Source organism: Allobrachymonas chironomi DSM 19884, assembly GCF_000374625.1.
GTDB classification, from domain to species: Bacteria; Pseudomonadota; Gammaproteobacteria; order Burkholderiales; family Burkholderiaceae_C; genus Brachymonas; species Brachymonas chironomi.
Window position 1 is genome coordinate 347,268 of sequence record NZ_KB894766.1, and the last position, 20,571, is coordinate 367,838.

The following is a 20,571-nucleotide window of genomic DNA, read 5'->3' on the forward strand; positions in this document are numbered from 1 at the left end:
CGCTGCCGCTCATGCCGCCTGTGCGGCGGCAAACTGGCGACGCAGTTCGCGCTTGAGCAGCTTGCCGGCAGTACTGCGCGGCAGGTCATCGACAAAATGCACCGCCTTGGGCACCTTGAAGGCCGCCAGCCTGGTCTTGGCGTAGGCGATCAGCTCCTCCTGCGTCACGCTGGCTCCCTGTTTCAGGCAGACCACGGCGGTCACGGCCTCGATCCAGCGCTGGTCGGGCAGCGCAATCACGGCCACCTCCGCCACCGCAGGATGGGTATAGAGGGCCTCTTCCACCTCGCGGCTGGATACCACCACGCCCCCGGTGTTGATGATGTCCTTGACCCGATCGACCACGAACAGGTAGCCATCTGCATCGAAATAGCCGATATCTCCCGAGTGGAACCAGCCGCCCTCGAACACTTCGGCGGTCTGTTCCGGCTTGTCCCAATAGCCGATCATGGCCTGCGGCGAACGGTGCACGATTTCGCCCATTTCACCCAGCGGCATATCGCGCATCTCGTCATCGACCACGCGGGTTTCCACGTTCAGCACCGGGCGACCGGCCGAAGCCGGCTGGATGGCATGGTCTTCGGGCGTCAGCACGGTCGCCAGCGGCGCGATCTCGCTCTGACCGTAGCAGTTGAACAGGCGCACTCCGGGCAGACGTTGACGCAACTCCTCCAGCACCGGAACCGGCATGATGGAAGCACCGTAATAGCCCTTGTGCAGGCTGGACAGGTCGTGCGTGTCCAGACCCGCGTGGCGCAGCAGCGCGATCCAGACCGTGGGCGGGGCAAAGAAGGAGGTGATGCCTTCCTGCTGGATGGCCTGGAAACAGGCCTCGGGCAGCGGGGCCGGGATCAGGAAGGTGGTGGCCCCGACCAGCAGGTGCGGCATCAGGAACACGTGCATCTGCGCCGAATGGTAGAGCGGCAGCGAGGCCAGCGAACGGTCACCGGCATGCAGCTCCAGCGCGGCGATGCAGCTGGCGTATTCGGCCTGCAGCGAGCGGTGCGTCATCATCGCGCCCTTGGGCGCTGCTGTGGTGCCGGAGGTGTAGAGGATCTGGCAGACCGCGTTCTCGTCGATGTCCAGATCGGGCGCTTCGGACGGGCCGTTGCCCTCGGCCAGCGCCAGCACATCCAGCCCGCTGCCACTGTAAAAGCTGCCGTGGATGTCGCAGGGCAGACTCTCGCGCACCTGCTCCACCTGTGCCTGCATGCCGGTATCGGCCACCAGCGCACGGGCACCGGACTGCACCACGATATAGGTCAGCTCCGACTCGGTCAGGGCAAAGTTGACCGGCACATGCACCAGGCCGGCGCGGTTGCAGGCCAGCCAGAGCAGCACGTAGGCATCGGAGTTCTTGCCGTAGGCGGCCACCCGGTCGCCGGGGCGCAGACCCGCTTCCAGCAGGCCGTTGGCCACGCGGTTGACCGCCTGGTTGAGGGCCTGGTAGGTCCAGCGGCGCTCGCCAAACACCAGCGCTTCCTTGTGCGGCGAGCGGCGCACGGCGCGCTGCAGGGCATCGCCCAGGGTGTTGCGGATGGTTCGGCGGATGGTTGGCAACAGAGTAGGTGTCATGTCGTGTCTCCTCGTGATCGTTATCGGGTGCGGACGCTCAGGCTGGCAGGCGTTCGACGATGCTGGCGGTGGCCATGCCGTGGCCGATGCACATCACCTGCAGGCCGAAGCGGCCATCGACGTGATCGAGTCCGGCCAGCAGCTTGGCCAGCAGGCCGGCACCGGTGGCGCCCAGCGGGTGACCGTGGGCAATCGCGCCACCCCAGGGGTTGAGCTTGTCCATGTCGGCATCGAACTCGCGCGCCCAGGCCAGCGCCACGCTGGCAAAGGCCTCGTTGACCTCGATCCAGTCCATGTCGGCCAAGCTGAGGCCGGCTTGCTGCAGCGCAGCGCGCGTCGCCGGAATCACGCCAGTGAGCTGTAGCACCGGGTCGGAGCCCACCACCACGCGGGCGCGGAAGCGGGCGCGCGGGCGCAGGCCGTGCGCTTCGGCCGCGGCGCGGCTGGCCAGCAGCACGGCCGAGGCCCCATCGGACATCTGGCTGGCATTGGCAGCCGTGACCACGCCCTGCTCCGGGCTGCGGAACACCGGAGGCATGGCAGCCATCTTCTCCGCATCGATCACGGCACGCACGCCTTCATCGTGCTCCAGCCGTATCGGCTGGCCCTCGGCATCGACGCCGGTCACCGCTACGGCACCGCCGGTCAGGCCGGCCTGTTGCGCAGCATGGGCACGGCGATGGCTTTCGCGGGCAAAGTCGTCGCAATCGGCACGGCTGAGCTGCCACTGCTCGGCAATGCGCTCGGCGCTTTCCACCTGGTGCGGGATGGCAAAGCGCTGCAGAATGCCCGGATGCAGATTGTCAAAGCCGGTGAAGGCCTGCCGGCCCAGCGTCAGGTCGAGGAACATGGGCACGCGGCTCATGCTTTCCACACCGCAACCGATGGCGAAGTCCAGATCGCCGGCGGCAATCGCCTGCGCTGCCGCATGTACGGCGTACTGGCTGGAGCCGCACATGCGGTTCAGGCTGACGCCGGGCACGCTGGCCGGCAAGCCGGCCAGCAGCACCGCCTGACGTGCGATATTGGCGCCCTGCTCGCCAGCCTGGCTGACACAGCCGGCGATCACGTCGCCGATCTGCTCGGCTGGCACGGCGGCCTGCGCCAGCACCTGCTGCAGCATGCCGGCCAGCAGTGCGTCGGGGCGAGTGTCACGCAAGGCCCCCTTGCGCTTGCCGAATGGCGTGCGCACGGCACGCAAAATCACGGGATCGTTCGGAGTAGTAGTCATGTCGGGAGTCCTTGTCTTGGTGCTCAGCGCCCTTGCGCCAGATGGCGCTCCATTTCGCGCGCAATGATGCTGCGCTGGATTTCGCTGGTGCCTTCATAAATCTGCAACACCTTGGCATCGCGGAACAGTTTTTCCACCGCGTACTCGGTGCTGTAGCCCATGCCGCCCAGAATCTGGATCGCTTCGGTGGCGGCCCACATGGCGGCATCCGAGGTATAGGCCTTGGCCACCGAGGCCTGCAACGTGTTGCGCTGGCCCTGATCCGCCAGCCAGGCGGCCTGGTAGGTCAGCAGGCGCGAAGCCTCCAGCCGGATCTGCATTTCGGCCAGCTTGTGCGCCACCGCCTGATGATCGATCAGGCGCTGGCCCATGGATTGGCGCCCGGTCGCATAGGGCAGCGCCTCGTCGATGCAGCGCTGCACCAGGCCCAGGCCAAAGGCCGCCACCATGGGGCGCGACTGGTCAAAGGTGCGCATCGCCAGGGCAAAGCCCTCGCCTTCGGCCCCCAGACGGTTGGGCAGCGGCACCTGCACCTGGTCAAAGAACACCTCGCAGGTCGGCGCGGCCCGCTGGCCGAGCTTGCCCAGCGGTTCACCCACCGTCAGGCCGGGACTGTCGCGCTCCACGATGAAAGCGCTGATGCCCTTGTGCCCGGCAGCCGGATCGGTCTTGGCAAACACCACGAAGAAGCTGGCCAGCGAGGCATTGGAAATCCATATCTTGCTGCCGTTGAGCACATAGCCATCGCCCTGACGCACGGCACTGGTACGGATACCGGCGGCATCGGAGCCGGCACCCGGCTCGGTCAGGGCAAAGCTGGCAAATTCCCCCTGCGCCAGACGTGGCAGCCATTGCTGTTTTTGCGTTTCGCTGCCGGCCAGCAGAATCGGCTCGGCTGCCAGGGCGTTGACGCACAGCGCCGTTCCCAGCCCCAGACAGGCGCGACACAGCTGCTCGGTCACCAGCGCCACTTCCAGCGCGCCCAGCCCCATGCCGCCATACGCCTCGGGCATGGCGATATTGAGCAGGCCCAGCTCCAGCGCCTGCTGCTGCAGGGGCAGGTGAAAGCGCTGGTCACGATCGGCCTGCGCGGCCAGCGGGGCGATCTCCTGCCGGGCGAAATCGTGCGCCAGCTGCCGGATCATGGCTTGTTCTTCGGTCAGTTCAAACTGCATAGGGACACCCCATGGTCTTGTGTAACATCATGACAATATCTGCCATCAAGGATTCACAGGGGAGATCCTTCATGCAGATGCAAGGGTTTACACTGATATCTGTTTTTACTCAGGAAACTTGCCTGATTCTAGGCATCCCCTAGCATGGTGCGACTTGCCAGCCTCGCCTAAAACATGACATATTCAGCCAATGTCCGATACATCTCTTGCTCCCGCCCCCACCATCTCCATTGAGCTGGTCCGCGCCCTGCTGCAAGGCACCGGGGCCGATACCAACCAGCAGGCGCTGTGTATCCAGCGCGCCGGCATCGCACCAACCCTGCTGCAACAGCCCGGTGCCCGCGTCACCACCGGGCAATTTGCCGGCCTGTACCGCCTGCTGGCCCAGTTGCACGATGATGAAACGCCGGGCATGTTCGCGCGCCCGCTGCGCGGCGGCACCCTCAAGTTCCTGTGCCTGAGTCTGGTCGGCTCGCCCAGCCTGCTGACGGCGCTGTACCGCTTTACCCAGTATTTCCGGCTGCTGCTGGACGATCTGCACTTTGCGCTGCGCACCCGCGGCCCGCTGGTGCAGATGGCGCTGCTGCCGCGCAGCGAAGCGGTGCGCCAGAACCTGTTTGCGCAGAAGATGATGCTCAAGCTGGTGCACGGCGTGGCGTCCTGGCTGGCCGGGCAGAAAATCCCGCTGGCACAGGTGGATTTCAGCCATGCGCGCCCCTCGCAGGGAGCGGAATCGGTGTTTCTGTACCCGGGGCCACAGCGTTTTGGTCAACCGGAAATGGCGCTCTGGTTCGAGCTGGCCCAGCTGCAGATGCCGGTACGACAAGGGCCGCAATCGATCCCCGGCTTTCTGGCACGGGCACCGGGCGACTGGATGTTCCAGTCCTTTGCCGAGCGCATCATCAGCCACCGCGTGCGCGAATACCTGCTGCAGCGGCTGGAACAGCCGCCCGCCCTGCCCGAAGTGGCCGCCGCCCTGCATTTTTCGGAGCGTACCCTGGCACGCAAACTGCAAGCCGAAGGCAGCAACTTCCAGAGTATCAAGGATGCGCTGCGACGCGATGTGGCGATCCAGCATCTGACACAAAGCCGGCTGCCTGTCGCCACCATCGGGCAACGGATCGGGTTTGGCGACCCCACCGCCTTTCAGCGGGCCTTCCGGGAATGGACGGGGAGTGCGCCGGGGGCGTATCGGCGGCGGCCGGTGGGCTGAACGGCGAGTCGGCAGAGCCCGCCCCTGCGTTACAACCATCTCCATATGCCGCAATCATATGAAGAAATAAAAAATCAATCGTTCTGGTTTTATGACTACAGGGCAAGAATGGGCGTCCGCGCACACCGGATGGGTGGGCGCATGATTCCTTTCCCTGACAGATACCATGAACTTCCAGCAACTCCGCTCCCTGCGCGAGGCCACCCGACGCGGCTACAACCTGACCGAGGTGGCCGCCATGATGCACACCTCGCAACCCGGAGTGAGCCGCCAGATCCGCGAACTGGAAGACGAGCTGGGGGTGGAAATCTTCATCCGCGCCGGCAAGCGCCTGACCGGCCTGACGCCACCCGGCGAGACCCTGCTGCCGATCGTGGAGCGCCTGCTGCTGGAGGCCGACAATCTGCGCCGGGTAGGCCAGGACTATGCCGACAGCGCCCAGGGCCGGCTGTCGATTGCCGCCACCCATTCCCAGGCACGCTACGCCCTGCCGCATGCCGTGCGCGATTTCCGCGCCCTGTTCCCGGATGTGACGCTGCACCTGCACCAGGGATCGCCGCGTCAGGTGGCCGACATGCTGCTATCGGGCGAGGCCGATATCGGCGTGGCCACCGAGGCCCTGTCCAGCCACGAGGCGCTGGTGACGCTGTCCTGCTACCGCTGGACGCACAGCATCGTGCTGCCACACGGCCATCCCCTGCTGGCGCTGCAGGCCCCGGTGTCCCTGGAGCAGCTGGCGCAATACCCCATCATCACCTACGAGCAGGGCTATACCGGCCGCTCGCATATCGACCAGGCCTTTGCCCGCGCCGGACTGGTGCCGGAGATCGTGCTGACTGCCATGGATGCCGATGTGATCAAGACCTATGTCGAACTGGGCATGGGCGTCGGCATTGTCGCGTCCATTGCCTTCGATCCCGACCGCGACCGCCATCTGCAGGCGCTGGACGCACGGCATCTGTTTGCGCTCAACGTCACCCGCCTGGGTCTGCGCAAAGGTGTCTGGCTGCGCGGCTATGCCTACCGTTTCATCGAGGCCTTTGCGCCCACACTGACCATGGAGGTGGTGGAACGGGCCCTGCGGCAGGACGGGCCGGAGCCTTGGGGGGATCATATTTGAGGGCGAGCTCTGGCATGCGGGGGCGGGCATGTTACAGCTATCGACGCCAACGCATTGCTCGCAATTCTGATGAGCAAGGCCTCCAACACGCTCTTCTGGTCATACTTGGAGACCTACTCAGCCACCTCGTTTTCCCAAGTGACGCTCCAACGGTCCAGTCGCCGGCTCACATCTGCTGGGGTCATCGTTTTTCCTCTGCTTACGCCGATCATCTCGACCAAGCGTTCGACAGGGATTCCGCCTGTTTGAGTACAAGCTCAATGGCTGCCTCCTCTCCAACTGGCGGGTACTTCCATTTCTTCAGCGTGCGCCGCACCAGAATCCGCAGCCGGGCCCGCACGCTCTCGCGCACCTGCCAATCCACCGTGGTGCTGTTGCGCAGCTTCTCGGTGATCTCGACGGCGATTTTCTTCAAGGTGTCGTCGCCCAACTCCCGCACGGCGCTTTCGTTATTGGCCAGCGCATCGTAGAAAGCGATTTCGTCCGGGCTCAGCCCCAGCGCCGCTTCACGCGCCAGCGCTGCCTGGAAGTCCTTGGCCATCTGGATCAATTCCTCGATGACCTGCGCCGTCTCCACCGCCCGGTTGTGGTATTTGCGCAAGGTTTCCAGCAGTCGGTCGCCGTACTTCTTTTCCTGCACCACGTTGTTACGTGCCCGCGCCTTGATCTCGTCGCGCAACAGCTTCTCCAGCAGTTCCACCGCGAGGTTGCGGCTCTTCATCTGCCGCACGTCTTCCAGGAATTCGTCCGACAGCAGGCCGATATTGGGCTTGTCCAGGCCCGCCAGAGCGAAGATGTCCGCTACCCCGTCGGCCACGATCGCGTTGTCCAGAATTTGCTTGAGCGCGCTGTTCTTGTCCGCGTCGGAACGCTTGCGATCCACCGTGGTGAACTTGACGATGGCGGCCTTGACGGCGGCGAAGAAGGCAATCTCCGTGCGCAGGGCGGCAGCGTCGTCCAGCGTGCTGCACAGGGAAAACGCCTTGCTCACGGCCAGCATGGCATCAAGGAAGCGCTGCTTGCCGTCCTTCAGCCCCAGGATGTGATTGGCCACCGGAACCAGCAGCTTCATGGCGTCGGTCTCGAACCCGCTGTAGTCGAAGCCGTGCATCAGCCCACGCACGATGTCAAGCTTCTCCAGCAGTACCGCCAGAGCCTCGGTCGCGTTGTGCGCCGGGTCGCCTTTGCCCTTGGATTCGGTGTAAATCTTGAGCGCCGCTTTCAGTTCGTTGGCGATGCCAATGTAGTCCACCACCAACCCACCGGGCTTGTTGCGGAACACCCGGTTGACGCGGGCAATCGCCTGCATCAGGTTGTGGCCCTTCATGGGCTTGTCCACATACATGGTGTGGCAGCAGGGCGCGTCGAAGCCGGTCAGCCACATATCGCGCACGATCACCAGTTTCAACGGGTCGGCCGGGTTCTTGAAGCGCTTTTCAAGGCGCTTCTTCACCTGCTGGCTGTACAGGTGCGGCTGCAGCAAAGCCTTGTCCGCCGCCGAGCCGGTCATCACCACCTTGATCGCGCCCTTTTCCGGGTCGGCGTCGTGCCAGTCCGAACGCAAGGCGATGATGGCGTTGTACAGCTCGGCGCAGATGTCGCGGCTCATGCAAACGACCATCGCCTTGCCTTCCAGCGTGGCGGTGCGTGTCTCAAAGTGCTGCACCAGATCGGCCGCCACCTGTTCCAGACGCGGCTTTGCGCCCACCAACTTGGTTAGCGCAGCCCAGTCGCTCTTGGTCTTCTCGCGAGCGGTGAGGTCTTCCTCGTCCTCGATGACCTCATCCACCTGCGCGTTGAGTGCGTCGATCTCGGCCTGGTTCACGTCCAGCTTGGCCAGGCGGCTTTCGTAGAAGATCGGTACCGTGGCGCCATCGTCCACCGCGTCCTGAATGTCGTAGATGCTGACGTAATCGCCGAACACCGCCCTCGTGTCTTTGTCTTCCAGGGCGATGGGCGTGCCGGTGAAACCAATGAAGGTGGCGTTGGCCAGCGCGTCGCGCATGTGCTTGGCGTAGCCGAACACGTACTTGCCGGTTCTGGTGTCCAGCCGCCCCTTCGTGCCGTACTGGCTGCGGTGCGCCTCGTCGGAAATCACCACGATATTGCTGCGACCCGACAGCAGCGGGTGCTGTTCCTCGTCGTCCAGCAGCGCGAACTTTTGCACCGTGGTGAAGATGATGCCGCCCGCCTCACGCGAGGCCAGCATCTCGCGCAGTTCCTCGCGGCTGCCGGCCTGCACTGGCGTCTGCCGCAGCAGGTCTTCGGCAGCGCAGAAGGTGCCGAACAACTGCCCGTCCAGATCGTTGCGGTCGGTCACCACCACCAGCGTGGGGTTCTTCATCTCCGGCTGCTGCAACAGCTTGCCCGCGTAGCAGGCCATGGTGATGCTCTTGCCCGAGCCTTGCGTGTGCCACACCACGCCCGCCTTGCGGCTGCCGGGCTGCACCTCTTTGCCATAGGTGGCACGCGGCTCCTGCACTTCCAGCACGCCCTTGTCCAGATTGCGGGCAGCAATCACCGTCGCCTTCACCGCCTCGCGCACCGCATGGAACTGGTGGTAGCCCGCGATCTTCTTGATGATCTGGTCGGCATCCTGCTCGAACAGCACGAAGTGGCGCACGTAATCGAGAAACAGCTCAGGCGCAAAGAAACCGCGCACCAGCGTTTCCAGCTCGAATTCCAGCAGCGGCCGGTCGTCCTCATTGGCAATCGCCCGCCAGGGCTGCATGCGCTCCTGATTGGCCGTCAGCGACCCCAGCCGCGCCGTGAAACCGTCGCTGACCACCACCGCCACGTTGGTGTTGAACAGGTCGCCGATCTCTTCCTTGTAGGTCTGAATCTGGTTGAAGGCATCCCAGATGTCGGTCTGCTCGTTGGCCGGGTTCTTCAGCTCGATCACCGCCAGCGGCAGGCCGTTGACGAAAGCCACCAGGTCCGGACGGCGCGGCTGTTTGGTGCCGGTCACGGTGAATTGGCTGACCAGCAGGAAGTCATTATTGTGTGGGTTGGCGAAGTCGATGAGATTGACCAGATCGCTGCGTTTCTCGTCGCCCACTGAAAACTCGACCGGGATACCGGCCAGCAACAACCGATGCACACGACGGTTGCGTGCGATCAGCAGCGGCTCGCTCACGGTCAGTAGTTCGTGCGCGGCCTGCTCCAGCGCGGCGGCGGGGATCTGCGGGTTGATGCGTGCCAGCACGGCCAACAGGTGGTCGCGCAGCACCACCTGACGGTAGTCGGTGCGGGCGGGGCTGTCGCCATCCGGCGCCATGTCCGGGCCATTGACGTGGTGCCATCCCAGTTCGCCAAACCAGCCGATGGCGGTGTCTTCGAGTTGCTGTTCAGTAATGCTCATGTCGTCCGTTCTTCCGTATCGCCTTTCAGCAGCACGAAGTGCTCGATCAGCCGCACCATCAGCTCCTTCTGCGCGGGCAGGCTCTCGGCCACCAGCAGCGCCAGCGCCACCAGCGTGTTGTCGTTGATGAGCTGCTCCACCGCCCGAGTCAGCAGGTGCCCGCCTTGCTCAAAGATGATGAGGTTGCTCATATCTCCTGCTCCAAAGCATTGTCCGAACCGTGGGCTTCTTGAAATCTAGTATGGCGAATATCACGACTTCAAATCGTCCAGCTTCATCAGGGTAAAGCGGGGGCGACCTTGGCCGACCTGCATCACATGAAGCGTGACCGTAGTCGGCTTATGCAGCCACTCGCGATTAAGAACATCTGGATCAGCTACAGCCTTGTCCACTTTTCCTTTGATTATTCCTTCGTCGCCGGGAAGCTTGAACTCGAAAGTTCGGCTTGCTGGAAGTACGCCTTGAAGCTCGCCCTGATAGCTTTCTTCTCGCTCCTGGATGTTGTCATCTCGCAAACGCTCGCTGGAGGTCTTGATCTGCTCATAGTCCGAAAATCGGAAAGAACGGTCTTCAAGTTCGAGCGTACACCATGCTTGCTGTTGCACCAAAATTTCTAGAAATTCATGCACTTTCCTGACCGCGCGAGGATGCACTTCTTCGATCACCTCAGCTACCTCATCGTCACTACCAGTCGCCGTCAGCCTGAATAATGATTCGATCGTCTCCACCGCCTCTTGTGCTTTCGTTGTGTCTGGAAAAAGCGACGGTTGTGCCGCAGGCAACTCGAACTCAAACCCGAAGGAACCGATAGCTGTCCCTGTGATGAGCAGCTGATTTTTGCTTCGATCAGGAATCGGCCCCATATCTTGCAGCCCGTCACTGAGCGCGGCAGCAATCGCTGCAAACGCATCAGAGAACGCCCCTGTGGCCTTGGCACCGAAATCGGCAGCGATTCCGTAGCTGCCAATTACCGGCCGTCCTCGGAACGTCAATCTAGCCTTCTGCGAAACTTGTGCAGGCAACACAGCCAAAGCCTCACGAGCGTTTGCCAGCCGTGTTTCCAAGCTCATACGCTCAATGAGGTTTTCAGCAGGTACGGAGGCCAACAACACCTCCAGCTCCTTGATTTCAGAGGCAATAAACAAGGCTTCATTAGTCATGGTGAATACCTCCATGAAGATTCAATATCGCCCGTGCTGTGGCGTCCTGTGCTGGATCAAGATCAACCTGCACAAAGCCCTTCCATAAGCCATTGCGCCGATGCGACCACATGCTGTACCAGTAACTCACCCGCCTGACAGCATTTTTTTCGAAAACACCACCAATCTGAACGAAGTAGGCGTCCATCGCATACGCTTGTTTCGTCTTCGCCTGATCGAACAGGGCACCATGCTGGGTGATGAGCATTTGCTGGTCCAGTCTCATCAAATTAAGAAAATTCACCACATCCATATCACGGGGCGAGCGGCCTTCCAGTGTTTCCACATCTTCAAGGAAGCTACCGTCGAGCCACTGGAACCCGGACACGATTCCCGCTTGGTGAAGTGCTGCGCGAAATCGCAACAGGCCATCAAGGATACTTATCCGCTCAGGCGAGGTCGAGAATCGATCTACCAATACTGACAACTCAGTCACATATGGCGAACGCTCAGGGCTATTGCCAGGTGCATCGGGCATGATGGACGGCAGTACACCTGCGGCATTCCAAGCGGGTATTGTCATGCAAGCCTCCTTTTGTCTTCTCTACATTTCAGTCGCTTCCATCCGTAACTCGCCGGAGAGGAGTTTAGGGAGTAAGGAATCGCGGAGTTGAGTTAAGTTATCTATTTGTTCTAGGTTCTTCTGCCGTTTTCGGAATAGATGCTCCACAATTTCCGCATGTGCCTTAAGAACTTGATATTCAGGCAAAAGAAGCTCTATTTGCTTGAGATGCATTGGCCCAAAATTTCTTTGGGCACTTCCAGAGGCGCGTATTTCAAGTTCGCTTTGTAGCTGAGTATCAACAAATCCGGCAATGAAATGCAAAGTGCTTACATTTTGAATCGCGCGAAATCTGACAACGCTAGTATTTAATGAGAGCGGCAAATGTGATTTGCGCACGAAACCAAACCTACCCAACGTCCCTGAAATTGAGATGACTATGTCATCTTCGGACAACTGGAAGTGACTGTATTTTCCAAATGCTTCTTCCTGCGTGATTTTATTGGCTGTATCCAGTTTTAAGTCGCCATCCTTAATGCATCGTATGTTGATGAATTTAATTCCATCTTCTGCTTCTGTGTACTGCCAATTCCTTATTCCAGGCCCTTCCAAAAAGTCTATAACGTCTGGAAGCTGCCTCACTCTCCACCCCTTCGGAATCTCCCCCAACTCCGACTCTTGCATTGCATCGGGAAACAGCGCGGCGGTGGCGGCGAGTTGGTCGTGGTGCTCGCGCGGCATCTGGTCGAGTTCCGCGTCGGTTTTGCCACTGATGGCGCGCATGGCGGCGCGCAGCGGGTCTTGGCCTTGTTCGATGGCGGCGATCTTGGCCTTGACCGGGTCGAAATCGACAAACCAGGATTTGAAGATGGCTTGTGCCATGGCTTCGAGGGTTTGGTTGATTCCGCGGTTGAGGCTTATCTTGTCAGTAAGGGAGAACCTGACGTTTGCGATTCTCTCCTGCTCCTCTCTGGAGGGCAGATCAATTTCCAACTTTAAGAGTTCAGCTTGGCGAATACCTTGAACCGTTGATCCTGATGCTCGCGCTGCAATCTGCCTCTGCCCCTCCGAGGAGGCCAGCCAAGCTGCCAGATATTTTTGGTTAATCAATCGTGGATTAGGCCGCAGTCCAAACACTCGTTGCCCGAGCACGTATTTCTTGTCATCTTGAATGTAGAAGACTTCACCCATTGGCGCTTCAGAGGTCAAAATGATATCGCCCTCTTGCACCTCCACGGTCATCCACTTTTTATACATCTCAGTAGATGCATATCGCATTGACTGTACCTCAACCAAGCCATCCGTCTTGACGTGCTTTGCAGATAAAACAGGTACACCACTTAGGGAGAAATCATCGAATCCCATCTTGTTTGGGGTCTTACCACGATGATCAATGATCAGCTCCAAGAGTTCAGAGAGCGGGAGCTTTGTCGGATTAGATGACATAACCCAGCTCCGCCAAATTCTCCTTGATCTCCGCTTCCAGCTTGGCACTCTCCGCAAACTGCTCCGCCAGTTGCGTCGTCAAGCGCTGCATTTTCTCGGCGAAAGGCTCTCCGTCGTCCTCCTGCTCCGCCGCGCCCACATAGCGCCCCGGCGTGAGCACATGCTCATGTTTGCGAACGTCCTCCAGCGTGGCGGTGTAGCAGAAGCCCGGCACATCTTCATAATCCTCGTCTTGCTGCCAGGCGTGAAAGGTACGGGCGATTTTCTGGATGTCTTCCCGCGTGAAGTCGCGCAGCACGCGGTCTTTCATATAACCCATTTGACGAGCGTCGATGAACAGGAACTCACCGCGCCGGTCGCGCTTCTTCTTATCCAGCGCGAAGCCGTTCTGCTTGTCGCGGGTCAGGAACCAGATGCAGGCCGGAATCTGGGTGTTGGTGAACAACTGGCCCGGTAGCGCGACCATGCACTCCACGTAGTCGTCCTCGATCAGCCGCTTGCGGATTTCGCCTTCGTTGTTGGTGTTGGAACTCATGGAGCCGTTGGCCAGCAGCAGTGCCATACTGCCGGTGGGCGCCAGGTGCCAGAGCATGTGCTGCAACCAGGCGAAGTTGGCATTGCCCTGCGGCGGGGTGCCGGCTATCCAGCGCGGGTCGCCGGCCAGCTTTTCGTTCCACCATTCCTTCATGTTGAAGGGCGGGTTGGCCATGACAAAATCGGCGCGCAGATCCGGGTGCAGATCATTTAGCAAGGTGTCGGCCGGGCCGCTGCCGAAGTTGAAGTCGATGCCGCGGATAGCCATGTTCATGGCGGCTAGCCGCCAGGTGGTGGGGTTGCTCTCCTGACCGTAGACGCTGATCTGCCCACTCGTACCGTTGGCCGCTTTGCCGCCGTGCTGTTCGATGAACTCCTCGCTCTGCACGAAGAAGCCGCCGGAGCCCATGGCTGGGTCGTAGACGCGGCCCTTGAACGGCTGGAGCATTTCCACGATCAGGGTAACGATGCTCTTGGGCGTGTAGTACTGGCCCCCCTTCTTGCCTTCGGCCAGGGCGAACTGGCCGAGGAAGTATTCGTAGACGTGACCGAGGATGTCCTTGGATTTCAGGTCCAGCAGCTGGCCTTTGTATTGCTTGGCACTGAAATCGGTATCCGAGAAGTGGCTGATCAACCCGGCCAGCTTGCTGGAGTCGAGCTGCACACGGGCGAAGTCCTTGTTGAGCACGTTCTTCAGGCGGGCATTCTCGCGCTCGATGGCCTCCATGGCGTTGTCGATCAGCCAGCCGACCGAGCGCATTTCCTCGGGCTCGTCCTTGCCCGGCTTGTTCCACGGTAGCGCGGCCTTGGGCGGCAGTTGCGCGCAATCGCGCAGGGTTTGCCAGCGGGCCTCGACTGGCACCCAGAACACGTTTTTTTCGGTGTAGTAGTCGCGGACTTCCAGTTCGGCCGCGATGTGCTCTTCGTACTCTTGTGTGCCCGCGCCGCCGTATTCGGCCGGGTCCATGTAGTAGTCATGCTCTGGATCGGTGAACTGCTCGCGCAATTCCTTCTGCCGCTCCTCGAAAGCGTCGGAAACGTATTTCAGGAAAATAAGGCCGAGCACGACGTGCTTGTATACGGCGGCGTCGAGGTTGGAGCGCAGCTTGTCGGCGGCGGTCCAGAGCTTCTTGTCCAGATCATCCAAGAACTGTTGCTCAATGGGCTTCACATCAAAATTCCTTCTTCTTTAAGCGTCATATTTCAAGTGGATTTTCGTCCAGGTCGCTGCCACCCTCACTTCCCAATACAAAACTTCCCGAAAATCTCCCCCAGCAAATCATCCGGCGAAAACTCCCCGGTGATCTCGTTGAGCGCGTTCTGCGCCAGCCGCAGCTCCTCGGCCAGAATATCCAGCGCCGGCTGCGGTGTGTTCAGGTGGGCATCGGCCAGCTCCACATGCGTGGCCACACGCTCCAGCGCCTGCACATGGCGCTCGCGCGCGATGAACACGCCTTCGGGAGCCGACTGCCAGCCGACGATCTGCAACAGGCGCTGGCGCAGCGCGTCCAGGCCTGCGCCGGTCTTGGCCGAGATCGCCAGATGGGTATCGTCCTGCTGGCCGGCTGCACTCACGGCATCGGCCTTGTTGGCGATATGCAGCACCGGCACCTGTTCCGGCAGTTGCGCCTGCAGCCGCTCGGCAATCCGTGCGTCGGCGGCATCGTAATCGGCCTGGCCCACGCGTGTCAGGTCATGCAGAAACAGCACCGCGTCGGCACGCGTGATTTCGCTCCAGGCGCGTTCGATGCCGATCGCCTCCACCTGATCTACCTCGGCCAGGGCCGTATCACGCAGGCCGGCGGTATCGATCACATGCAGCGGCACGCCCTCGATCTGGATGGTTTGCGTCACCTTGTCGCGCGTGGTGCCGGCAATCGGCGTCACGATGGCCAGTTCGGCACCGGCCAGGGCGTTGAGCAGCGAGCTCTTTCCGGCGTTCGGCTGGCCGGCAATCACCACCTGGATGCCTTCGCGCAGCAGCGCCCCCTGCTGCGCCTGACGCCGGATCGCGTCCAGCTGCGCAGCGATGCCGGCGAGCTGGCCGGCGGCATCGGCCTGCTGCAAGAAGTCGATCTCCTCTTCGGGAAAATCCAGCGTGGCCTCCACCAGCATGCGCAGGTGGATCAGCGCATCGCGCAGGGAATGGATCTCCTGGCTGAAGGCACCGCTGAGCGAGCGGCTGGCGCTGCGCGCCGCGGTTTCGGTACTGGCGTCGATCAGGTCGGCCACGGCCTCGGCCTGGGCCAGATCCAGCTTGCCGTTCAGAAAGGCGCGCTCGGTAAACTCGCCCGGCTGCGCCACGCGCATGCCCAGCGCCTGACCGGCCTGCAGGCAATGGGCCAGCAGCATCTGCAGCACCACACTGCCGCCGTGGGCCTGCAGCTCCAGCACGTCCTCGCCGGTGTAGCTGTGCGGTGCCGGAAACCACAGCGCCAGGCCATGGTCGAGCGGCTGGCCATCCTCGCCCGGAAACGGCATATAGGTCGCCAGGCGCGGCTGCAGCGCACGCCCGAGCAGCTGCTGCACCAGCGGTGCCAGGCCCTTGCCGCTCAGGCGCACGATACCCACGGCTCCGCGGCCGGGAGCGGTGGCGATGGCGGCAATCGGATCGTTGTAGCGGCTCAGCATGGCAGATAGGCGTCCAGATGAAAAAACATGCTGGCATTGTACGGAGTGCCCCGGCCCGCGAGGGGAAATGCGGGTAGCCGCTACCCCGGCCATCAGGCATGATGCCGCAGAACGATCGTTCTTTTTTGGGCGATACCGCTCTTCCGCCTTGCCCTTTTCCTGCCTGATACACCATGTCCAACGCATTCGATTCCCGCCCCTGCCTGTTCATTTCCGGTGCTGCCGTCGGCATTGGCCGTGCCACCGCACGCCTGTTCGTTCAACAGGGCTGGTTTGTCGGCATCGGCGATATCGATCAGGATGGCATGGCAGCGCTGGAGCACGAGCTGGGCAGCCAGAATTGCCTGTGCTTCCCGCTTGATGTAGGCCGGCACGAGGACTGGACCGATGCGCTGGCACGCTTCCACGCCCATACCGGCAGGCTGGACCTGCTGGTGAACAATGCCGGCATCATGCTGTCCGGGCCGTTCGAGCAGACCAGCGTGGCGCAGCACCTGTGCCAGATCGGCATCAATGTGCATGGCGTGCTGCTGGGCTGCCACGCCGCCCATCCCTATCTGCGCACCACCCCCAGCGCGCGCGTGATCAATCTGGCATCCAGCGCCGCCTTCTATGGCCAGGCGGCGCTGGCCAGCTACTCGGCCAGCAAGTTTTTCGTGCGCGGCCTGACCGAAGCGCTGAATATCGAGTGGCAGCATCAGGATATCCGCGTGATGGACCTGATGCCGCTGTTTGTGCAGACCGGCCTGCTCGATGGCAATCAGCCGCCCAGTCTGCGCCGGCTGGGCGTGCACCTGCAGCCCGAAGATGTCGCCCGGGTACTCTGGCAGGCAGCACAATGCCCCCGCTGGAGCCGGGTGCACTGGCCGGTTGGCCTACATGCGCGTATGCTGTACAAGGTAATGGCATTCACGCCCGATTGGCTGAATCGCCTGATTGCCCACCAGATAGCGACCTGAGGAGACGCCATGCACACCAGTACCCTGCCCAGCAGCGCCGCCAGCGAGCGCAACAAGGATCCGATCCTGAACGCCTTGCGGCCCCTGTTGCCTGATCAGGGCAAGGCACTGGAAATTGCCAGTGGTACCGGCCAGCATGCCGCCCATTTTGCCGCTGCCCTGCCCGGCTGGCAGTGGCAGCCCAGCGACATGGACGACACGCTGTTCGGAGCGATTGCCGACCATGCCCGGCAACAGGCTGCCGACAACGTGCAGCCCGCCATCGCACTGGATGTGCGCAGCAACCCCTGGCCGCTGCCGGCCAAAACCCGGTTCGACCTGATCTACTGCGCCAACATGCTGCACATCGCCTCCTGGATCTGCTGCCCCGGCCTGATGCAGGGCGCAGCGCGCCATCTGGCCGACAACGGCCTGTTGGTCACCTACGGGCCTTACCTGGAGCAGGATGTCCCCACGGCGCCCAGCAACCTGGCCTTCGATGCCGACCTGCGCCAGCGCAACCCGAGCTGGGGCATCCGCCAGCTGGCCGATGTGGAAAAGGAAGCCCGCCTGGCCGGACTGCACCTGCGCCAGCGCATCAGCCTGCCGGCCAACAACCTGCTGCTGGTGTTCGGCCGCTGACCCGGCAGCATCGGCACCCACAAACAACAAGGGCACCTGCATGCAGGTGCCCTTGTCATGTCAGGCCGTGACCGGCCCTGGCATCAGTTGACGCCGAGCTTGCGGTTGATGAACCACTGCTGCGCAATCGACAGGATGTTGTTCGTCAGCCAGTACAGCACCAGGCCGGCCGGGAAGAAGAAGAACATCACGCTGAACAGCAGCGGCATGGCCCACATCATCTTCGCCTGCATCGGGTCCGGCGGCGTCGGGTTCAGCCAGACCTGCAGCAGGCTGGAGGCCGTCATCAGGATCGGCAGGATGAAGTACGGATCGGGCGTGGACAGATCCTGCACCCACAGGATCCAGGGTGCGCCACGCATTTCGATGCTGGACAGCAACACCCAGTACAGCGCGATGAACACCGGGATCTGGACCATGATCGGCAGGCAGCCGCCCAGCGGGTTGACCTTTTCCTCGCGGTAGATGCGCATCATCTCCTGCTGCATCTTCTGCGGCTCTTCCTTGTAGCGCGTGCGCAGCTCCTGCACCTTGGGGTTGATCGCCTTCATCTTGGCCATGCTGGCATAGGCCTTGTGGTTCAGCCAGAAGAAGGCCGCCTTCAGCAGCACCACCAGCGCCACGATCGCCCAGCCCCAGTTGTGCAGAAAGCCGTACAGGAAGGTCAGCAGCCAGTACAGCGGACGCGCCAGGATGGTCAGCCAGCCGTAGTCCTTGACCAGGTCAAAGTTGGGCGACAGCGCCTGCATGATCTTTTCTTCCTGCGGGCCCACATACAGCGTGCTGCCCAGGGTCTTGCTGGTACCCGGAGCCACTTCGCCCACATTGAACAGCTGGCCGGCCGCGTACAGGTTCTCGGCCTTGCGCACGTAGTTCTCGCGCGCCGTGCCTTCCGGCGGCAGCCAGGCGCTGGCAAAGTAGTGCTGCACCATCGCCACATAGCCGTCCGGCGCGTGCTTCTGGTAGTCGGCCTTGCCCTTGTCCACGGAAGAGAATTCGACCTTCTGGAACTTGCCTTCATCGCTGTAGAAGGCCGGACCGGTGAAGGTGGAGTAGAAGAAGTTGCCGCCCGGGCCCTTGCTGCCGTCACGCACCAGCTGCTGGTACAGCTGCGGGGCCACCGGTGCCGTACCGGTGTTGATCACCTCGTGCTGCACGTCGATGGCATAGCTGCCACGCTTGAGCGTGTAGGTCTTGGCCAGCTTCACGCCACCCTGCGCTGCGGATTCGAAGCGCAGCACCAGCGTGTCTTGCCCTTCGGCCAGGGCACGTTCGGGCGTCACCAGCGTCATCGGCGTCACATGGCTCGGCAAGGCACCGCCACTCAAGCCACTCTGCACCATGTACTGGTGCGACTGGTTGTTCTGCAGCAGGTGGATCGGCGTGCTGGATGGGTCGTTCGACAGCTCGGGGTATTTCAACAGCTGGGCATCGATCAGGGAGCCACCATTGCTGTCAAAGGTCAGCTTGTAGACATCGGTCGCGATGTCGATGCGCTGGCCTGCCGTGGCGGCTGCCGGTGCAGCGCCCGCCGTACCGGCCACGACCGTGCCGGCAGGCGCAGAAGCGCTGCCGACTGGAGCCGATGCGCTAGCCGCCGGCGTGCCGGTCGGGAAGAACGTGGCCTTGCGGCCGTTGTGGATCTGCCACTGGTCCCAGAGCAGGATCAGCGAAAAGGCGAAGATGATCCACAGAATGGAGCGACGGATATCGTTCATCATGGGCGTGAGGAGGGTGAAGTCGGGCTATCGCCGCGAATGGAGGAAGGCGCAGTCCCGGCGGCGCGCGCACCCGTCAGGCGGGTGAACAGGCGCGGCGGCTGCTCGGGGACCGGATCGCATCCGCCCTGGCACCAGGGCTGGCAGCGGGCCAGGCGGGCCACCATCAGGTAGCTGCCGGTAGCCGCACCATGCCGTTCCAGCGCCTGCATGGCATACGCGGAACAGGTGGGCTCGAACCGGCAGCTGTTGCCCAGCCAGGGGCTGAGCAGCAGGCGGTAGCCCTTGATGCAGGAGATGAGAATGCGCTTCATGGTGTGCCCTGCATTGTGCCAGATGCCTGTTGCAGCGCGTCAACTGCCGCAAGCGGCACCCCGGGCGGCAGCGCCAGCGGCTGCAGGCGATGCCAGTCGGTACGGGCGAACAGCTGCTGCAGTTCGGCGCGCACCGCCTGCTTCAGGGCATCGGAACTGGCGCTGATGAACTGGCGGCGATCAAAGCCCGCGCGCAGGCGCAGCACGATCGCCGTATGCAACGGCAGTCCGGGAGCCAGCTCGGCCGTGATGGCCCGCATCTGGCGCTTGATCAGGTTGCGCGTTACCGCGCGCCTGGCCCAGCGCTTGGGCACCAGCACGCCCATAGAGACAGCGCCGTCTGCAAACAAACGGCGCTGACGCGGCTGCGCATCGTGCGGCGGCTCCCCGCTGGCGGGACGCCACTGCAAGGCGTGCAACACGAAATGGGGCGTGCGATACAGCACGGTTCCCTGCATCACGGCCTGGAACTGGGCCGGTTGGCGCAGGCGCTGCATGCGTGCCGGAGTACTCATGGCCGCAGGCGGCTAATGCCGGCCGGCGTCCGTGCAGACTCAGACGGCCAGGCGCTTGCGACCCTTGGCGCGACGGGCGTTGATGACGGCACGGCCGCCCTTGGTCTTCATGCGAACCAGAAAACCGTGGGTACGGGCGCGGCGGGTCTTGGAAGGCTGGTAAGTGCGTTTCATGGGGAAAATCCTCAGGTCATGTAGTTATAGCAAGGCCGGACGGCGCATGCCCCGAAAGTCCGGGACTGCCCGGCTACAGCCACCACAATGGCAGCTGCCCAGCCTCTGTTCTCCCGTAAAATTTCGGGAAAGCCTGTGATTATCACAAAAAATCCGCATCTGATCAATCACTTACCCCGGCATATCGCTGCACCGGGGCGAAAAAACCACCCAAAAACCCGACCCCGGCCTAAAATGCTGCTTCCGCGGCACAGAATCGGGCCACCCGTCCGACACCCTGTGC

At 62.2% G+C, this 20,571-nt stretch carries 18 protein-coding genes; 4 read left to right on the forward strand and 14 right to left on the reverse strand.

Going from position 1 to position 20,571, the window contains the following annotated elements; genetic code table 11:
- Positions 1-9: 9 nt before the first annotated feature.
- The 3 genes from C513_RS0104260 to C513_RS0104270 are packed head-to-tail and all read right to left on the reverse strand — an operon-like array spanning position 10 to position 3,981.
- Entirely contained in the window at positions 10-1,575 is a 1,566-nt protein-coding gene (locus tag C513_RS0104260) for an acyl-CoA synthetase (RefSeq protein ID WP_018714795.1), read from the reverse strand.
- Between the two features lie 37 nt (positions 1,576-1,612).
- The gene (locus C513_RS0104265; protein ID WP_026320534.1) at positions 1,613-2,806 is read right to left on the reverse strand and encodes a thiolase family protein; all 1,194 of its coding nucleotides are present in this window, start codon (positions 2,804-2,806) and stop codon (positions 1,613-1,615) included.
- 23 nt (positions 2,807-2,829) lie between these two features.
- Positions 2,830-3,981 carry an acyl-CoA dehydrogenase family protein gene (locus C513_RS0104270; protein ID WP_018714797.1) on the reverse strand — a complete coding sequence of 384 codons (1,152 nt, stop codon included), beginning with the start codon at positions 3,979-3,981 and terminating at the stop codon, positions 2,830-2,832.
- Positions 3,982-4,171: 190 nt separating this feature from the next.
- On the opposite strand from C513_RS0104270, the gene C513_RS0104280 reads away from it, so the two are divergent.
- Positions 4,172-5,194, forward strand: coding sequence for an AraC family transcriptional regulator (locus C513_RS0104280; protein WP_018714799.1), 1,023 nt, complete (start codon positions 4,172-4,174; stop codon positions 5,192-5,194).
- A gap of 166 nt (positions 5,195-5,360) precedes the next feature.
- Positions 5,361-6,314 carry a CysB family HTH-type transcriptional regulator gene (locus tag C513_RS0104285; RefSeq protein WP_018714800.1) on the forward strand — a complete coding sequence of 318 codons (954 nt, stop codon included), beginning with the start codon at positions 5,361-5,363 and terminating at the stop codon, positions 6,312-6,314.
- Positions 6,315-6,522: 208 nt separating this feature from the next.
- On the opposite strand, the gene C513_RS0104290 is transcribed toward C513_RS0104285, so the two are convergent.
- The 7 genes from C513_RS0104290 to mnmE form a co-directional block, all read right to left on the reverse strand.
- Positions 6,523-9,675, reverse strand: coding sequence for a type I restriction endonuclease subunit R (locus C513_RS0104290; protein ID WP_018714801.1), 3,153 nt, complete (start codon positions 9,673-9,675; stop codon positions 6,523-6,525).
- Positions 9,672-9,866 carry a hypothetical protein gene (locus tag C513_RS0104295; RefSeq protein WP_018714802.1) on the reverse strand — a complete coding sequence of 65 codons (195 nt, stop codon included), beginning with the start codon at positions 9,864-9,866 and terminating at the stop codon, positions 9,672-9,674. The genes C513_RS0104290 and C513_RS0104295 overlap by 4 nt, the downstream gene beginning before the upstream one ends.
- A 60-nt stretch (positions 9,867-9,926) precedes the next feature.
- The gene (locus C513_RS0104300) at positions 9,927-10,850 is read right to left on the reverse strand and encodes a hypothetical protein (protein ID WP_211215723.1); all 924 of its coding nucleotides are present in this window, start codon (positions 10,848-10,850) and stop codon (positions 9,927-9,929) included.
- Positions 10,828-11,397, reverse strand: a complete 570-nt coding sequence (locus tag C513_RS0104305; RefSeq protein ID WP_026320536.1) for a DUF6932 family protein — start codon at positions 11,395-11,397, stop codon at positions 10,828-10,830. Before C513_RS0104305 ends, C513_RS0104300 begins: the two co-directional genes overlap by 23 nt.
- A gap of 21 nt (positions 11,398-11,418) precedes the next feature.
- Complete coding sequence (locus tag C513_RS0104310) at positions 11,419-12,822, reverse strand: restriction endonuclease subunit S (protein WP_076342702.1); 1,404 nt, start codon at positions 12,820-12,822, stop codon at positions 11,419-11,421.
- On the reverse strand, positions 12,812-14,527 hold the full coding sequence (locus C513_RS0104315) for a class I SAM-dependent DNA methyltransferase (RefSeq protein WP_018714806.1): 1,716 nt from the start codon (positions 14,525-14,527) through the stop codon (positions 12,812-12,814). The genes C513_RS0104310 and C513_RS0104315 overlap by 11 nt, the downstream gene beginning before the upstream one ends.
- A gap of 65 nt (positions 14,528-14,592) precedes the next feature.
- Positions 14,593-15,987 (reverse strand): tRNA uridine-5-carboxymethylaminomethyl(34) synthesis GTPase MnmE, encoded by a 1,395-nt coding sequence (mnmE, locus tag C513_RS0104320; protein WP_018714807.1) that lies wholly within the window; start codon positions 15,985-15,987, stop codon positions 14,593-14,595.
- 173 nt (positions 15,988-16,160) lie between these two features.
- On the opposite strand from mnmE, the gene C513_RS0104325 reads away from it, so the two are divergent.
- Together C513_RS0104325 and C513_RS0104330 are read left to right on the forward strand one after the other, a co-directional pair.
- Entirely contained in the window at positions 16,161-16,946 is a 786-nt protein-coding gene (locus tag C513_RS0104325) for an SDR family oxidoreductase (protein WP_018714808.1), read from the forward strand.
- Between the two features lie 9 nt (positions 16,947-16,955).
- Complete coding sequence (locus C513_RS0104330; protein WP_018714809.1) at positions 16,956-17,567, forward strand: DUF938 domain-containing protein; 612 nt, start codon at positions 16,956-16,958, stop codon at positions 17,565-17,567.
- Between the two features lie 83 nt (positions 17,568-17,650).
- Here C513_RS0104330 and yidC read toward each other — a convergent pair whose 3' ends face one another.
- Genes yidC through rpmH form a run of 4 tightly spaced genes read right to left on the reverse strand, consistent with a single transcriptional unit; the run spans position 17,651 to position 20,288 of the window.
- Positions 17,651-19,285: a membrane protein insertase YidC gene (gene yidC, locus C513_RS0104335; RefSeq protein ID WP_018714810.1), complete on the reverse strand. Its 1,635-nt coding sequence runs from the start codon at positions 19,283-19,285 to the stop codon at positions 17,651-17,653.
- Positions 19,285-19,599, reverse strand: coding sequence for a membrane protein insertion efficiency factor YidD (gene yidD, locus C513_RS12665; RefSeq protein ID WP_018714811.1), 315 nt, complete (start codon positions 19,597-19,599; stop codon positions 19,285-19,287). Before yidD ends, yidC begins: the two co-directional genes overlap by 1 nt.
- Complete coding sequence (gene rnpA, locus C513_RS12670) at positions 19,596-20,096, reverse strand: ribonuclease P protein component (RefSeq protein ID WP_018714812.1); 501 nt, start codon at positions 20,094-20,096, stop codon at positions 19,596-19,598. The genes yidD and rnpA overlap by 4 nt, the downstream gene beginning before the upstream one ends.
- 57 nt (positions 20,097-20,153) lie before the next feature.
- Positions 20,154-20,288: a 50S ribosomal protein L34 gene (gene rpmH, locus C513_RS0104350; protein ID WP_012207856.1), complete on the reverse strand. Its 135-nt coding sequence runs from the start codon at positions 20,286-20,288 to the stop codon at positions 20,154-20,156.
- Positions 20,289-20,571: the final 283 nt, after the last annotated feature.

What these genes read in the sequence shown, in the direction of transcription:
- rpmH (WP_012207856.1), bottom strand. Translation starts at nt 20,288, where the DNA reads ATGAAACGCACTTACCAGCCTTCCAAGACCCGCCGCGCCCGTACCCAC.
- C513_RS0104280 (WP_018714799.1), top strand. Translation starts at nt 4,172, where the DNA reads ATGTCCGATACATCTCTTGCTCCCGCCCCCACCATCTCCATTGAGCTG.
- C513_RS0104270 (WP_018714797.1), bottom strand. Translation starts at nt 3,981, where the DNA reads ATGCAGTTTGAACTGACCGAAGAACAAGCCATGATCCGGCAGCTGGCG.
- C513_RS0104265 (WP_026320534.1), bottom strand. Translation starts at nt 2,806, where the DNA reads ATGACTACTACTCCGAACGATCCCGTGATTTTGCGTGCCGTGCGCACG.
- C513_RS0104285 (WP_018714800.1), top strand. Translation starts at nt 5,361, where the DNA reads ATGAACTTCCAGCAACTCCGCTCCCTGCGCGAGGCCACCCGACGCGGC.
- rnpA (WP_018714812.1), bottom strand. Translation starts at nt 20,096, where the DNA reads ATGCAGCGCCTGCGCCAACCGGCCCAGTTCCAGGCCGTGATGCAGGGA.
- C513_RS0104305 (WP_026320536.1), bottom strand. Translation starts at nt 11,397, where the DNA reads ATGACAATACCCGCTTGGAATGCCGCAGGTGTACTGCCGTCCATCATG.
- C513_RS0104295 (WP_018714802.1), bottom strand. Translation starts at nt 9,866, where the DNA reads ATGAGCAACCTCATCATCTTTGAGCAAGGCGGGCACCTGCTGACTCGG.
- yidD (WP_018714811.1), bottom strand. Translation starts at nt 19,599, where the DNA reads ATGAAGCGCATTCTCATCTCCTGCATCAAGGGCTACCGCCTGCTGCTC.
- C513_RS0104310 (WP_076342702.1), bottom strand. Translation starts at nt 12,822, where the DNA reads ATGTCATCTAATCCGACAAAGCTCCCGCTCTCTGAACTCTTGGAGCTG.
- yidC (WP_018714810.1), bottom strand. Translation starts at nt 19,285, where the DNA reads ATGAACGATATCCGTCGCTCCATTCTGTGGATCATCTTCGCCTTTTCG.
- C513_RS0104325 (WP_018714808.1), top strand. Translation starts at nt 16,161, where the DNA reads ATGTCCAACGCATTCGATTCCCGCCCCTGCCTGTTCATTTCCGGTGCT.
- C513_RS0104260 (WP_018714795.1), bottom strand. Translation starts at nt 1,575, where the DNA reads ATGACACCTACTCTGTTGCCAACCATCCGCCGAACCATCCGCAACACC.
- mnmE (WP_018714807.1), bottom strand. Translation starts at nt 15,987, where the DNA reads ATGCTGAGCCGCTACAACGATCCGATTGCCGCCATCGCCACCGCTCCC.
- C513_RS0104290 (WP_018714801.1), bottom strand. Translation starts at nt 9,675, where the DNA reads ATGAGCATTACTGAACAGCAACTCGAAGACACCGCCATCGGCTGGTTT.
- C513_RS0104300 (WP_211215723.1), bottom strand. Translation starts at nt 10,850, where the DNA reads ATGGAGGTATTCACCATGACTAATGAAGCCTTGTTTATTGCCTCTGAA.
- C513_RS0104330 (WP_018714809.1), top strand. Translation starts at nt 16,956, where the DNA reads ATGCACACCAGTACCCTGCCCAGCAGCGCCGCCAGCGAGCGCAACAAG.